This is a genomic window from Pedobacter nyackensis (genome assembly GCF_032678475.1).
Taxonomy (GTDB): Bacteria; Bacteroidota; Bacteroidia; order Sphingobacteriales; family Sphingobacteriaceae; genus Pedobacter; species Pedobacter nyackensis_A.
The window spans coordinates 100,534-115,459 of record NZ_JAVTSF010000005.1; the positions used below are offsets into that span (position 1 = coordinate 100,534).

The 14,926-nt window shown below is 37.9% G+C and carries 12 protein-coding genes; 9 read left to right on the forward strand and 3 right to left on the reverse strand.

Features of this window, described 5'->3' with window-relative positions; all coding sequences use genetic code 11:
• Positions 1–196: 196 nt before the first annotated feature.
• On the forward strand, positions 197–379 hold the full coding sequence (locus tag R2Q84_RS16870; RefSeq protein ID WP_316817755.1) for a hypothetical protein: 183 nt from the start codon (positions 197–199) through the stop codon (positions 377–379).
• Positions 380–701: 322 nt separating this feature from the next.
• On the forward strand, positions 702–2,018 hold the full coding sequence (ahcY, locus tag R2Q84_RS16875) for an adenosylhomocysteinase (protein WP_316817756.1): 1,317 nt from the start codon (positions 702–704) through the stop codon (positions 2,016–2,018).
• 86 nt (positions 2,019–2,104) lie between these two features.
• Here ahcY and R2Q84_RS16880 read toward each other — a convergent pair whose 3' ends face one another.
• Together R2Q84_RS16880 and R2Q84_RS16885 are read right to left on the reverse strand one after the other, a co-directional pair.
• The gene (locus tag R2Q84_RS16880) at positions 2,105–4,114 is read right to left on the reverse strand and encodes a hypothetical protein (RefSeq protein ID WP_316817757.1); all 2,010 of its coding nucleotides are present in this window, start codon (positions 4,112–4,114) and stop codon (positions 2,105–2,107) included.
• A 319-nt stretch (positions 4,115–4,433) separates the two neighbouring features.
• A complete protein-coding gene (locus R2Q84_RS16885) occupies positions 4,434–6,008 on the reverse strand; it encodes a mechanosensitive ion channel family protein (RefSeq protein WP_316817758.1) in 1,575 nt (524 codons plus the stop codon).
• A 24-nt stretch (positions 6,009–6,032) separates the two neighbouring features.
• Between R2Q84_RS16885 and R2Q84_RS16890 the strand changes: the two genes are divergently transcribed.
• The 5 genes from R2Q84_RS16890 (at position 6,033) to R2Q84_RS16910 (ending at position 11,545) form a co-directional block, all read left to right on the forward strand.
• Positions 6,033–6,752, forward strand: a complete 720-nt coding sequence (locus R2Q84_RS16890; RefSeq protein ID WP_316817759.1) for a pyridoxine 5'-phosphate synthase — start codon at positions 6,033–6,035, stop codon at positions 6,750–6,752.
• 17 nt (positions 6,753–6,769) lie between these two features.
• The gene (locus R2Q84_RS16895; RefSeq protein ID WP_316817760.1) at positions 6,770–7,333 is read left to right on the forward strand and encodes a hypothetical protein; all 564 of its coding nucleotides are present in this window, start codon (positions 6,770–6,772) and stop codon (positions 7,331–7,333) included.
• Positions 7,334–7,424: 91 nt separating this feature from the next.
• The gene (gene gcvP / locus R2Q84_RS16900; RefSeq protein WP_316817761.1) at positions 7,425–10,301 is read left to right on the forward strand and encodes an aminomethyl-transferring glycine dehydrogenase; all 2,877 of its coding nucleotides are present in this window, start codon (positions 7,425–7,427) and stop codon (positions 10,299–10,301) included.
• A 130-nt stretch (positions 10,302–10,431) separates the two neighbouring features.
• Positions 10,432–11,019 carry a YceI family protein gene (locus R2Q84_RS16905; protein ID WP_316817762.1) on the forward strand — a complete coding sequence of 196 codons (588 nt, stop codon included), beginning with the start codon at positions 10,432–10,434 and terminating at the stop codon, positions 11,017–11,019.
• Between the two features lie 133 nt (positions 11,020–11,152).
• Positions 11,153–11,545 carry a response regulator gene (locus R2Q84_RS16910; RefSeq protein ID WP_316817763.1) on the forward strand — a complete coding sequence of 131 codons (393 nt, stop codon included), beginning with the start codon at positions 11,153–11,155 and terminating at the stop codon, positions 11,543–11,545.
• Between the two features lie 15 nt (positions 11,546–11,560).
• Here the strand turns inward: R2Q84_RS16910 and R2Q84_RS16915 are convergent, their stop codons facing one another.
• Complete coding sequence (locus R2Q84_RS16915; protein WP_316817764.1) at positions 11,561–12,325, reverse strand: MBL fold metallo-hydrolase; 765 nt, start codon at positions 12,323–12,325, stop codon at positions 11,561–11,563.
• Between the two features lie 144 nt (positions 12,326–12,469).
• Between R2Q84_RS16915 and recJ the strand changes: the two genes are divergently transcribed.
• Both recJ and lptB read left to right on the forward strand, forming a co-directional pair.
• On the forward strand, positions 12,470–14,179 hold the full coding sequence (gene recJ, locus R2Q84_RS16920) for a single-stranded-DNA-specific exonuclease RecJ (RefSeq protein WP_316817765.1): 1,710 nt from the start codon (positions 12,470–12,472) through the stop codon (positions 14,177–14,179).
• Complete coding sequence (lptB, locus tag R2Q84_RS16925; protein WP_316817766.1) at positions 14,180–14,914, forward strand: LPS export ABC transporter ATP-binding protein; 735 nt, start codon at positions 14,180–14,182, stop codon at positions 14,912–14,914.
• The last annotated feature ends 12 nt before the right edge of the window (positions 14,915–14,926 follow it).

The window sequence follows — 14,926 nt, forward strand, 5'->3', positions numbered from 1 at the left end:
AATATTTATTAATATTGCTGAACTAATTAACATAATCAAAATGAACGCCGGGAAGTACATACTTATCGCATTAGCTATATTTTTCGTGATTAAGAGTCTATCAGACGAATCAAACGCCGCTCAAATCCAGAACGACTATTCTTCGAATTGGTTATCTCCATCCAGAGCCGAAACGGGCATAATCTTGACTACTCTTATGAAAAACAATGTATCTGGCTGTGGAGAGTTCTTTATAAAGAAGAAAAACAGAAGCAGTTCTACATATGCTGTAGCTTGTACTTCTGATGGAAAAACCTTTAATTACTATCTGGTTTGGCCGAATATCGAAGAAGTGATGCCAATAGAGGATGACGGAATAACTAAGCCACATGCCAGGTAAGCATCTTAGATATTTACAATCGTCAGACTTCATCATCAGATAATGAACGGAATCATAAATAGTCCTAAAGTTGAAAATTCAACTATCGCAATTATCAAAAAGACATTTGATAATTTCAATTCCTGACACACCTACTTTGATCTGATTACCTGACTCTAAATATCAGTTCCTGGCATAACCTATCTTTTGAATTTAGCTAAACTAATGTGTAAATTTGCATCAGGAAATACAGAGATATTTACTAAAGGTGTGCAAATAGCGTGCAAGCTAAAACCACAATAAATACAAATAACTGTAATTCAAACACTTAAAAATAAAAAATATGTCATCAGTAGAGACAACTTACGTTCCTTATAAAGTTAAGGACATTTCACTGGCAGAATGGGGCCGCAAAGAAATCGGATTGGCAGAGGCAGAAATGCCGGGATTAATGTCATTACGTGAAGAGTTCGGACCTTCAAAACCTTTAAAAGGTGCTCGCATTGCAGGATGCTTACACATGACCATCCAGACTGCGGTTTTAATAGAGACATTAGTAGAACTTGGTGCAGAAGTTACCTGGTCTTCATGTAATATCTTCTCCACACAGGATCACGCTGCTGCTGCGATAGCTGCTGCTGGTATTCAGGTTTACGCCTGGAAAGGCTTAGACGAAGAGAGCTTTGACTGGTGTATTGAACAAACTTTACACTTCGGCCCTGATCGTCAGCCTTTAAACATGATCCTTGATGACGGAGGTGATTTAACAAATATGGTATTTGACAGGTTCCCTGAGCTGATTCCAGCAATTAAAGGTTTATCTGAAGAAACGACTACAGGTGTACATCGTTTATATGAGCGCATGAAAAATGGCACATTGCATTTGCCTGCAATCAATGTAAACGATTCTGTTACCAAATCTAAATTTGACAATAAATATGGTTGCCGTGAGTCATTAGTTGATGCGATCCGCCGTGCTACAGACGTAATGATGGCTGGTAAAGTTGCTGTTGTTGCTGGTTATGGTGATGTAGGTAAAGGTTCTGCAGAATCTTTAAGCTCACAAGGTGTACGTGTTATCGTTTCTGAAATTGATCCGATCTGTGCATTACAAGCTGCAATGGAAGGATATGAAGTAAAGAAATTTGCTACGGCGGTTAAAGAAGCTGACATCATTGTAACCACTACTGGTAACTGTGACATCGTTCGTGCTGAGCATTTCAAAACAATGAAAGACAAGGCCATAGTTTGTAACATCGGTCACTTCGACAATGAAATTGACGTTGCCTGGTTAAACAAAAACTATGGTGATACTAAAGTAGAGATCAAACCTCAGGTTGATAAATATACAATTGATGGTAAAGACATCATCTTACTGGCTGAAGGCCGTTTAGTAAACTTAGGCTGTGCAACTGGTCACCCAAGTTTTGTAATGTCAAACTCATTTACAAACCAAACTTTAGCCCAATTAGAACTTTGGACTAACACGGATAAATATGAGAACAAAGTATATGTTCTTCCTAAATATTTAGATGAGAAAGTTGCGCGTTTACACTTAGCTAAAATTGGTGTTGAACTTGATGTATTAGATCAGCACCAGGCTGATTACATTGGTGTTCCTGTTGAAGGTCCGTTTAAGCCAGAAGCTTACAGATACTAATCATTACTACAGATAAAAATCTGTTTATAAGAAAAAGGGATGCAGTTTTTAAATTGCATCCCTTTTTCTTATAAATTATTCATGAATTAAAAGCTAGCATTTATAGCTACTCCAATCGTTTTAGAAAGCGTATAATCGTTAAGATTCTTTTTCTTTTGAGTCAGATTCCTGGCAACAAAACTGACATTAAGGTTCTTTAATGTAGCTCCTCCACCGAGCTGCTCTTTAAAATTATAACCAAAGGACAGATAATTTAGATTAATGAAAGAGGCCTTTTCCAGAATTCTATTTCCATTAATAGGAGCTGAAAATACCGGATGGTTAAAATAAGCAGCAGTATTGGTACGCAGAGAAAAGTTTGCATAAAAAAGGTTCTGTTGCATTCCTGTCTGAGTAGCAGCTTTAGACTCTATAACATCTGAGTCTGTAATAGATTCAGTACCTGACGGAGCTCCAATTTTCACATTATCCCTGAACACATTCAATCCTGCATCCCATTTAAATTTCTGGTTTCTAAAAATTTCCGCATCACTCCATATCCTCCAACCCTTATAGTCAACAGGGAAAAGCGACGAGTAATTCCCCTGTGGCATAACCAAAGAAATATAAACATAGTTATCATTCTTATACCAATCTCCAGCAAGATTTATCTTATCAAAAAACCTGGTCTTTACACCATAGTTCTGCATCCTCATTTTATCATTTTCTACATTAAAAGCTCCACTATAAAATGCCTGTCCTTCCAGTACTCCGGTTTCTGAAAGATTTTGCGAAATCATATTAATTTCAGAACGATATTGCCCGTAAGAACCAAAAAGAAGCACTTCATTTATCGCAGCTACATCTTTCATCAAAAGACCTTTTAAACTTAAATCTGCGTAATAATATGGTGCATAAAAAGCTCTCCTTTCATCATTTTTATAGTTATCTCTTCTTATACCTCCCTGCACTGATAAGATGTCATAAAAATTTACAGAAAGATCCCCGATGAAAGTATAAGCCTTCGGGCTGAACTCGAACCAGGACTTAGCTAACGACTGTTGGCTTGTCACATCTCCACCACCAATAATGGTTCCTTGCTCTGTATACCCTTTCGTTTTCTGATCATTATACTGAAAAATACCTGTCGTTTTAAACTTAATTCTATCTTCATTTACACTAAACTGATAGTTCAAGTCGTTCAGGATAGCGAAATTACTGTAACGAAGATTCGTAAGCAGCTCACTATAAGCCGGCGTACCACCATTATAACCAGACACATACGACAAGTAACTATCATTATCGGATACCAAATTACTTTTTAAAATCCTTGTTTCATTTGATAATCCCTTTAAAGGCTTAACCTTTACATAAAAAGCACCATTCCAATTTTTCTGTTTATCTTTAGATTGACGCTCAGTTAAATAAACGGGATCCTTTTTAATCGGAGAATCCCCTTTTAAAGGTGCATAATTCACATCTATTCCTAAATCCACCCATTTTAAAGGGCTAAATCTAATATCTCCATTCAACTGAAACTGATGCGTAAAATCAAAGTGATTTAGATTTCTTATATTTTTATTATAACCAACAGCGGCACGCCAGGAGAATTTATCTAGTCCTTGCGCCAAAGTAACATGATAGTTTTGAAAAGTAGATTGATCTTTATCATTTTCTTTGTCGAGATTATTACTTCCCACCATCGCATTTACAGTTGCACTTAAAGGCTGATTAAACTTAACAGTTTTAGTAGTGATGTATAAAACACCTCCGGGACTACTATTCTGTACACCAAGTTTACTGTTAAGTCCACCACGATAATAAGCCACCTCTTCAATTAAATTAATATTAAGGGCATCAATAACTGGCCAAACGAAACCATCAACAATAAAAACAACTGGGATTTGATCAGAAGCAATCTGCTCAAGCCCTGGTATCCGTCCCATTAACATTTCAATTAATTGACCACCAGGAAAGTTTTTCAATTCTTCGCCCTTAATAATTATGTCAGGACGACTATTCCAGGGATTTTGAGTAGATGAGGGCAAAACAGGATTCTGCGCAAAAGTAATTGCAGAAAATAATACTGCAGCGGAAAGCAAGAGCGTTCTCTTCATAAAAATATTTTTTTCTATAAAAATAAAAATATTTTCACCAATCCATAAATGGTTTTTTTTCGGATCCTTCATGCGACGAATAAACCAATCGCAAATAGGATTAATATCCTACCCTTTTTCTATTACTTTCTATTGATATTCTACCGAACAAAGTCGAACGAAACCCGAATGAGGTCCCTCCCAAAAACGACTTTATTATCAAGTTTAACCAGGGCCTGCTTTAACCCCGACAAAGATCTAAAAAACTGCTTGAATATATTTCCGGATAGAATAATCCGCTTTCATTCTATAAATATACGTGCTTTACATGGCTTACAAATTACAAATTTACAGAATTGGCAACTGTACTTGCATTCCCGTCCCTGATGGCCTGGTAATGCGGCGACATAATCTCAACACCTGCTGCATCAAACACGATGTGAATGTTTTTGTGAATTTCAGAATAAATACGTGGCATTTTCTCCGGGGTATTCACATAAGCATTTAGCTGATAAGTTACATACCAATCCTCCAGACTAGTTTGTAACACAAACGGTGGTTTTTCTTTAATCACCCCATCCGATGCTATTGCTGCACTTATTAACAGTTCATACACCTTTTCCCATGGAAGATCGTAGCCTAGCGTTACCGAAGTATGAACTATCAGTTCGTTCTGACTGGCCATACTGCTATAATTTACGGTATTACCACTTAATATTGCACTATTAGGAATGGTAATTACCTCATTTTTAAACGTTAGAACACGTGTAACCAACAATGACTTTTCCTGTACGGCACCGGTCACATCACCAATCTTAACAATATCTCCAATTTTAAAAGGACGCATATAAGTGATCACCATGCCAGCAACACCATTACTTATGGCAGAAGATGACCCAAATGAAATGAGTAGTCCCAGGAATACAGAAACCCCTTTAAATATTCCAGAATCGGAACCCGGTATAAAAGGCCATATCACCACAAGCATAAATGCATTTAATATCAAGCGAACAATATTAAAGGTCGGCTTTGCCCAATCGGGATAAAAACCATTAATCGTTAACTTCTCTGCTTCAATTTCATTCGCCAGGTACTTAATAGCCTTTTTAATATAGTGAAATACAAAAACAATAACTACTATGGTAATCAAATCTGGAATAAAGTCAATAATTCCACTAAATATGTTTTTAAGTGGATTAAGCACGAAACCTATCAGACTGTCGCTCCACGGTTTTGTCCATGGAAAAAGACGGAATATGATTGGAAGTGTCAGATAAACAAGAATAAATATCACAAATATCTTGACGAGGTTAAGTACTTTCCGAATCAGCATCAGTTCATCTTTACGATTGATCAAGACGTAATTCTTAATTTTAAGTCCCGAAATCTTTTCATGTAGCTTTATCCTCAGCCAGGCATTAAAACGGTTAGAATATTTGTTTAGAAAAAAAATACACACCCCCAGGATAAACACGATAAGTAAACCGAGACCTGCACGTTTTAACAACTCCGTTAAGTTGGTTTCTTTTTTATAGGTATTGATATTACCAAGGATGATTTCCTGGTAAGCTTTAGCCATTACCTCTTTGTCCATTTTCACAGAATCAGCATCTGCATTGGATAGGCTCAATAATACATCCCCCTTATAAACAATGGCTACAAACGCGGAATCCTTTTCCGTAACCAATGAATCCGCTACAAAAAGTAGATCCTCAGCCAGGGCCTCCACTTTTGCAGATGTCCTTAGGGATCTTTCTGCGGCAGATAAAGAGCCTAGCTTATTTTTAATATAAAACAAGGTATCTGAATGTGCAATTACGGGGTAACCTTTAAAACTCTGGACCGTATCCTGCGCATAGGAAGAACTGAAAATGCCAATTAAGGCTACAAAAACAAATAGAGATCGTATCGACATAGGTTATTTATTTTATATTTGTGCATGGCACATCTATCTGTAAATATCAATAAAATAGCTACGCTTCGCAATAGCCGTGGCGGGAATAATCCGGACCTTGTAAAAGTAGCTTTAGACTGTGAGCGCTTTGGTGCTGAAGGAATCACCGTACACCCTCGCCCAGATGAAAGACATATCCGTTATCAGGATGTTTATGATTTAAAATCAGTAATTGCTACAGAATTTAATATTGAAGGCAACTGCAGGGAGCAGAAATTCGTTGATCTCGTTTTAGCCAATAAACCTGCACAAGTTACCTTGGTACCGGATGCAGATGGACAAATCACATCCAATCATGGTTGGGATACGATAAAACATACAGATTACTTAAAGGAAATGGTTAGCCTGTTTAAATCTGCAGGAATAAGAGTTTCAATTTTTGTAGACCCCGTTGTCGAGATGATTGAAGCCGCAGTACTTACAGGTACAGACAGAATCGAATTGTATACCGAAGCGTATGCGCACAACTACTATAGTAACAGAGAAAAAGCTATCCTGCCTTATGTTGCAGCAGCGCATAAAGCAAATGAACTTGGAATTGGTATCAATGCCGGACATGATCTGGATTTACATAACCTGAAATACTTTGCACAAAGTATTCCGGGCTTGCTTGAAGTGAGTATTGGACATGCACTGGTTAGCGATGCACTGTATTTAGGTTTAGAAAATACCATACAAATGTATTTACAGCAGTTGAAACATTAAACCCGTTAAAATCCCCTATGAAAACACATATCTCTTTATACTTTTTATTATTGGTTCTTATAACAGGCTGTGGCAACAATGCAGCGCTGGATCAATCTTCAGCGGCAGATCTTGTTGTTAATTACTTAAAATCAAACCCTGTATATGAGACAGAAAAAATAGAACTTGGCGAGCTAAAATTCAAAAGCAATTCTGATAAGGAAGAACTGGCAAAGTTTAAGGAACTGGCCGACAAGGGATATGTAGAGCTGCAATTGAAGCAGCAAAAGAAAAAATTCCTGTCAAAGGATAGTAATTATGTTTACCTCATTACCCTTACGGATAAATCAAAACCTTACATCATTAAACAAGAGCAAAATAAAGCAACTTTAAAAGTAATGGAGTATGCGCTTGATGACGACAAACCTGCTACGCTTGATAAATCAGGAAATAAAACGGCTAAAGTAACTGTGATGCTTAAAAAAGTACAAAATGCCTTTACTCTTTTTTACAATGATAAAAACAATAGTAGTAATTTCATTACCAAAACATACAAACTAAAATACAATAAAGAAGCCGGCTGGATAGTAGCCGGCAATTAAGTCCTATATTCTGACAAGTTTATGAAGTCTTTTTAACTGAAGCTAAGGGTATTTTTTATTACCTTTGCGCAACTTTTTATTCATACACTTCATGAGCTTAAATATTCATTACAAAGAGGACTTTAAAGACCGTCATATTGCACCTAATACACAGGATACCAATGCAATGTTAAATACCATTGGGGTAAACTCTGTGGACGAACTGATAGAACAAACTGTTCCACAATCCATCAGGTTAAAACAACCTTTGAATTTACCGAAGGCTAAATCGGAAACAGATTATCTTGCAGCATTAAAACAAACTGCTTCTTTAAATAAAGTTTTCAAATCTTATATCGGTCAGGGTTACTACGATACCATTACCCCGGGCGTGATATTACGTAATGTAATGGAAAACCCAGGATGGTATACACAATATACACCATACCAGGCTGAAATTGCACAAGGTCGTTTGCAGGCATTGTTAAATTTTCAGACGATGGTTATCGACCTTACAGGTATGGAAATTGCAAACGCATCCTTACTTGATGAAGGTACTGCTGCTGCTGAAGCTATGTTTATGCAATATAGTCTGCGCAAGAACCAATCGGCAACTCAATTTTTTGTTTCCGAATTGTTGTTCCCGCAAACGATTGACATTTTAAAAACCCGTGCCAATCCTTATGGCATAGAGTTGGTTATTGGCGACCACCAATCATTTGAACTTTCTGAAGAGTTCTTTGGCGCCATAATCCAATACCCTGCAGGTAACGGTGAAGTATTTGACTACACTGCTTTTGCTCAGAAAGCACACGATAAAAACGTAAAAGTTACTGTTGTAGCCGATCTGTTAAGTCTTACTTTATTAACTCCTCCGGGAGAATGGGGTGCCGATGTTGTAGTGGGTACCACTCAACGCTTTGGTGTACCAATGGGCTTTGGTGGTCCTCATGCAGCTTATTTTGCGACTAAAGATGAATACAAACGTTCAATCCCTGGTCGTATTATCGGTGTAACCATCGACAGTAACAACAATTATGCATTGCGTATGGCATTACAAACCAGGGAGCAGCATATCCGCAGGGATAAAGCGACTTCGAACATTTGTACTGCACAAGCTTTGTTGGCTATCATGGCTGGTTTCTATGCTGTTTACCATGGTCCTAAAGGCTTAAAACTAATTGCTGAACGCACACATGGTTTAGCCGTTACCCTTGCTAACTCGTTAGAGAAATTAGGCTACAAACAATTGAATAAAGCTTATTTTGATACTATACAGTTAGATTTAGGTGATTTAACAGACTCTATACACAGTGAATGTCTAAACAACGAGCTGAACCTACACTATAATGGTAGTCTGGTAACCATTGCTTTAGATGAGACCACTACTGTAGAAGACATTAAGTTGCTGACTAAAATCTTTGCAAAAGTAAAAGGCATTGCAGCTGATGCAGTTGAAATTGACGATAAGCATGTTGAATCGGTAATTCCTGCGGCACTACACCGTACATCTGAATATTTAACACATCAGGTATTTAATACGCACAGTTCTGAACATGAAATGTTGCGTTATATTAAATCTCTGGAGACTAAAGATCTTTCACTTTGTCACTCTATGATTGCTTTGGGTTCGTGTACAATGAAACTTAATGCGACTACAGAAATGATTCCGGTGACCTGGCCAGAGTTTGGTAAGATCCACCCATTTGCTCCTTCCGACCAGGTATTGGGTTATTACACAGTATTCAATGAACTTGACAGATGGCTAAGTGAAATCACAGGCTTTGCAGCTATGAGTTTACAGCCAAATGCTGGTGCTCAGGGTGAATATGCTGGTTTAATGGTAATCAGAGCTTACCATCAGGACCGTGGTGATCACCACCGTAACATCGCATTGATCCCTTCTTCTGCACATGGTACAAACCCTGCTTCAGCAGCAATGGCCGGAATGAAAATCATCATTGTTAAATCTTTAGAAAACGGAAATATTGATGTTGAAGATTTAAGAGCAAAAGCGGAGCAAAACAAAGAAAACCTTTCTTGCTTAATGGTAACTTACCCTTCTACACATGGTGTATTTGAGGAGAGTATTATTGAGATCTGTAATATCATCCATGAAAATGGCGGACAGGTTTATATGGACGGAGCAAATATGAACGCACAAGTTGGTTTAACCAGTCCTGGTCATATTGGTGCTGATGTTTGTCACTTAAACTTACATAAAACGTTCTGTATTCCTCACGGTGGTGGTGGTCCAGGTATGGGCCCTATCGGTGTTGCAAAACACCTTGTTCCTTATTTACCAGGACATGCTGTGGTAGATATCAACCATGATAAATCTATCCATGCGGTATCTTCTGCGCCATGGGGTTCAGCATCTATATTAATCATCTCTCATGCTTATATTGCAATGATGGGTGGTGACGGATTAACCAAAGCAACAAGATATGCTATATTAAACGCCAACTATATGAAAGCGCGTTTAGAGCAGCACTACCCAGTATTGTATTCAGGAGCTAACGGACGTTGTGCACATGAGATGATCCTGGATTGCAGAGGCTTTAAAAACTTTGGAATTGAAGTAGTTGACATTGCAAAACGTTTAATGGATTATGGCTTCCATGCACCTACAGTATCATTCCCGGTAGCTGGAACTTTAATGATTGAGCCTACGGAGAGCGAACCGAAACATGAACTTGATCGTTTCTGTGATGCTTTAATCGCCATCAGAAAAGAGATCTCAGCAGTTGAAAGTGGTGAACTTGATAAAGCAGACAACCCATTAAAAAATGCGCCACATACTGCTACGGTAGTTACAGGTGATGAGTGGAACCATACTTATAGCAGACAAACAGCTGCCTTCCCGTTACCTTATGTTGCAGCCTATAAATTCTGGCCATCAGTAGGTAGAGTGAACGATTCATATGGTGACAGATCATTGGTTTGCGCTTGCCCGCCAATCGAAAGTTACGAGGAGCATTTTGCTTAACAATATAGTAACAAAAAAAACACATCATAAATCATTTTAACCAGTTAAACCTTTTGATACATTTGTCTTCTATACAATGTATCAAAAGGCTAAGACTGGTTCTTAGTTTAACCACTAAATTATGACAACAATGAAATTGAAACTAACCTCATTAGCACTACTTTTAGTAGTCATCGTGTCAACAGCATTTAAAGCACCGGTGAAACCAATTACTTACAAAGTAGATGTAGCACAATCCACCTTAACCTGGTTGGGTAAAAAAGTAACAGGTAGCCATAACGGTTCAATCGCACTTCAATCAGGCAACCTTTTATTTGATGGTAAAAAACTATCAGGAGGAAACTTTGTGATCGATATGACCACGATTAAAGATGCCGACAAAAGTGCAAGACTTGAAGGCCATTTAAAAGCTGACGACTTTTTTGGTACTGATAAGTTTGCCACTTCAACTTTTGTAATCAAAAAAATTGCAGCAGCAGGCACACAGGTGAATGTTACTGGCGACCTGACAATAAAAGGAGTTACCAACTCTATTACTTTTCCTGCAAATGTAGTATGGAATGCAGATGGCTCTATAACTGCAACAGCAGATAAAATTATAGTTGACCGTACTAAATATGGCATTAAATACAGATCTAAAGGCATGTTCCCAGACGTTGGTGACAAAATGATTTACGATGATTTTGAACTGGCGATAAAACTGGTAGCAAAAAAATAATTAAGCAAAAAAGCCATTATTAGTAATGGCTTTTTTTATTCTTAAAATAAAAGTTTATTAGTTAAAACTATTTTCACACATATTTCATAACTTTATATTAACACCAATTTTTGGGTAGGGGCCAAACAACTTTATGATGGATAATAAAATTAACCTTCTCGTTATTGACGATGACGACATTAACATCTTTATCATCAAAAAGATTGTTGAAAAAACAGGTTATAACGTTAATATGGTTTCTAAAGCAAATGGTTTGTTAGCGATTAACCATTTAAAAGCCACGTTAGGCCAGGAAGATTTTCCAGATCTTATTTTGATTGATATCAATATGCCTGTACTCAATGGCTGGGAATTCCTGGATGCTTATGAAGAATTGAATATCTCCCAAAAAGTAGATATGTATATGTTATCGTCCTCAGTTTACGAAAATGACATTGAAAAAGCTAAAACCTATGAGAAAGTAAAAGGCTTCATTTCGAAACCTTTATCAATAGATAGATTAATTGAACTTTTTAATGACCTTTAAGTAATTGTTGAAATACTAAGTAATTTTAAATTGCCCATCTGTTAAACTTACAAATCCGGTTGCTTTATTTTTTCCATGATAAAACAGGCAGTTCCAGTTTTCGGCTGCTGCCCTTTTACCAAATTCTTCCCGCAACTCCATTGCCTTTCTTCCATCAAAATCATACTTCGCAATAAACTTCCTCAATAGTTCCTCCGGCTCAGGTAAAACATCACCTCCAAAAAACACTTTATCAGTCCCATCATCCAGTAAATAAACCTGGTGAAAAGGCGTATGTGCTCCTGTTAGTTCATAACTAATTTCATCCGTTAACTGTCCGGAACCTTCGATAAAAGTAAGTTGCGCATTACGCTGTAAAAAGTCGAATATCTCTGTTTTATAAGAAGACGATTTATTGGTAAAGGCACTCTCCCACTCTCCACGTTGAATTACATAATTCGCATGAGGAAAGCTTAGTTCTATCTGGTTGTCAACATGATGAATCATACCACCAGAATGATCGAAGTGTAAGTGCGACATCAATACCATATCTACATCATCCGGATCAAACCCTGCCTTTCTAATGTTCTCGTGTAAAATCAATTGCCCTTTATCGTTGCTATAGCCAAGTCCGGTATCAAACAATATCAAAGACTTCTCCAGCTTAACGAGAAATGGCTGAATATGAACAAACAATGATGCCGGACGACTTTTAGGGTCATCTGTTTCTGGGTTAAAAGGAATAAATTTCTTATCAGCAGCAACAGAATAAGATCCTTCGTATAAAGTGAAAACTTGCAATGGCGTAGTTATTAGTTAGCAAAAATTAAATGATATATTTACGAATCATTGCAAAGATATGGAACCTGCATGAACTTATAGCGCATAAATGGCAGCAATAAAGTCATACAAAATCCATAACAATTGATAAACAAATAGATAACAATGAAGAAAAGATGGGTGCAAACAGTTCGGGCCAATCCGGATACCATAGATCTGCTTGCACAAAAATTAAATATAGATCACAGCTTAGCTCAAATTCTGGCACAAAGAGGTATTTCGTCTTTTGATGAAGCACGTGAATACTTCAGACCGCAAATGGAAAAATTACATGACCCTTTTTTAATAAAAGACATGTATAAGGCTATTGAGCGCATTGATATTGCGCTAAAAAACAACGAAAAAATACTGGTTTATGGCGATTACGATGTAGATGGCACCACTTCTGTTGCCTTAACATTCAGCTTTTTCAGCCAGTTTACCAATCAAATCGAGTATTATATCCCCGACAGACATAAAGAAGGATATGGAATATCTACGGCAGGTATCGACTATGCCAAAGCTGGAAATTTCAGCCTGATCATAGCCTTAGACTGTGGAATAAAGTCAATTGATAAAATTGCCTATGCGAATGAGTTATCAATTGATTTCATTATATGCGACCATCATTTACCGGGAGAAGAGCTACCAGCGGCTGTAGCAATTCTGGATCCAAAACGAAGCGACTGTCCTTATCCTTTTAAGGAACTGGCCGGCTGTGGTATTGGTTTTAAGCTTGCTCAGGCCTATTGCCTTAGTCATGATCTACCTGCAGAACAGTACGAGCGGTACATTGACCTGGTTATGGTGAGCATTGCAGCCGATATTGTACCCGTGGAAGATGAAAACAGGATTTTAGCTTACCATGGTCTCGTTAAGCTAAATACGAATCCTTGCATGGGATTGAAAGCATTAATGGACATCTCCGGAAAAAACAAAGACTATACCCTTACTGATGTTGTATTTACGCTTGCTCCACGTATCAATGCCGCCGGAAGGATGGACCATGCGAACCAGGCAGTGAAAATGTTACTGTGTACAGAAAATGACCTTGCACAGGAACAAAGCTTACTGATCAATCTTCAAAATACAGAACGTAAAACCTCAGACCAGAATATAACTGCTGAGGCATTGGCCTTAATTGGCGAATGTGATATCCTGATCAATAAAAAAACGACCGTTGTATACCATGAAGAATGGAACAAAGGTGTAATTGGGATTGTGGCTTCCAGGCTAACTGAGAAATATTACCGCCCTACCATTGTCCTTACCAAATCAAACGGTTTGTTAACCGGCTCTGCCCGATCTGTTGCAGGCTTCGATCTTTACGAAGCTTTACTAGGTTGTGAAGATCTCTTAGTACAATTCGGAGGACACAAGTTTGCAGCCGGCCTGACGATGAAGCCCGAAAATATAGACTCTTTTGCGGATCGATTTGAAGAGATTGTCAAGGCAACAATTACCGAGGACCTACTTAGTCCGGAAATCAGGATCGATAACGAAATCAGTCTCTCACAAATAGACGGTAAATTTCAACGTATTATCGCTCAAATGGCACCTTTTGGGCCTCATAATATGGCACCTGTTTTTGTGAGCAACCAGGTAACTTTTGTAGGCCGCCCCTTTGTTGTTGGGACAAAACATTTAAAATTATCCATAAAACAACAAAATTCACCTATTTTTGAGTGCATTGGATTTGGCATGGCAGAAGAATATATAGAGCTATTACAACCAAACCAGCCTTTTTCTATCTGTTATACAATTGAAGAAAATGTGTGGAAAGAACAAAAGCGGTTGCAGTTGAATATTAAAGGAATTAAACTAGCGGGAGAATAAATGATATTAAGAGCTGAACATCTAATCAAAAAATACAAACAACGTACGGTTGTTAACGACGTTTCATTTAGTGTTAGCCAGGGAGAAATTGTGGGTCTGCTGGGACCAAACGGGGCTGGAAAAACAACTTCATTTTACATGATTGTTGGTCTGATCAAACCCAATGAAGGAACTATCTTTCTAAATGACCAGGACATCACCAAAGATCCAATGTACCGCAGGGCACAAAAAGGAATTGGCTATCTGGCACAGGAAGCTTCTGTTTTCAGAAAGTTATCCGTTGAAGACAATATCATGGCTATCCTGGAAATGACCAGTATGAGTAAAGAAGAACGTCATGAGCAACTCGAAGAACTAATCACCGAATTTAGTTTACATAAAGTACGAAAAAACCGTGGAGATTTACTCTCCGGAGGAGAAAGAAGAAGAACAGAAATTGCAAGGGCGCTCGCAGCAAATCCGAATTTCATACTACTTGATGAACCCTTTGCAGGGGTAGACCCAATTGCTGTTGAAGAAATCCAAACCATTGTAGCAAAACTGAAACAAAAGAACATCGGCATTCTGATTACTGACCATAATGTTCAGGAAACTTTATCCATTACCGACAGGGCCTACCTGCTTTTTGAAGGAAAAATCCTTGAATCAGGTACTCCCGAAGTACTGGCCGCAAACGAGATGGTGAGAAGGGTGTATCTGGGTTCTAACTTCGTCCTTCGCAAAAAAAATCTATAGTCCTTACTCAAG

What these genes read in the sequence shown, in the direction of transcription:
- R2Q84_RS16870 (WP_316817755.1), top strand. Translation starts at nt 197, where the DNA reads ATGAAAAACAATGTATCTGGCTGTGGAGAGTTCTTTATAAAGAAGAAA.
- ahcY (WP_316817756.1), top strand. Translation starts at nt 702, where the DNA reads ATGTCATCAGTAGAGACAACTTACGTTCCTTATAAAGTTAAGGACATT.
- R2Q84_RS16880 (WP_316817757.1), bottom strand. Translation starts at nt 4,114, where the DNA reads ATGAAGAGAACGCTCTTGCTTTCCGCTGCAGTATTATTTTCTGCAATT.
- R2Q84_RS16885 (WP_316817758.1), bottom strand. Translation starts at nt 6,008, where the DNA reads ATGTCGATACGATCTCTATTTGTTTTTGTAGCCTTAATTGGCATTTTC.
- R2Q84_RS16890 (WP_316817759.1), top strand. Translation starts at nt 6,033, where the DNA reads ATGGCACATCTATCTGTAAATATCAATAAAATAGCTACGCTTCGCAAT.
- R2Q84_RS16895 (WP_316817760.1), top strand. Translation starts at nt 6,770, where the DNA reads ATGAAAACACATATCTCTTTATACTTTTTATTATTGGTTCTTATAACA.
- gcvP (WP_316817761.1), top strand. Translation starts at nt 7,425, where the DNA reads ATGAGCTTAAATATTCATTACAAAGAGGACTTTAAAGACCGTCATATT.
- R2Q84_RS16905 (WP_316817762.1), top strand. Translation starts at nt 10,432, where the DNA reads ATGAAATTGAAACTAACCTCATTAGCACTACTTTTAGTAGTCATCGTG.
- R2Q84_RS16910 (WP_316817763.1), top strand. Translation starts at nt 11,153, where the DNA reads ATGATGGATAATAAAATTAACCTTCTCGTTATTGACGATGACGACATT.
- recJ (WP_316817765.1), top strand. Translation starts at nt 12,470, where the DNA reads ATGAAGAAAAGATGGGTGCAAACAGTTCGGGCCAATCCGGATACCATA.
- lptB (WP_316817766.1), top strand. Translation starts at nt 14,180, where the DNA reads ATGATATTAAGAGCTGAACATCTAATCAAAAAATACAAACAACGTACG.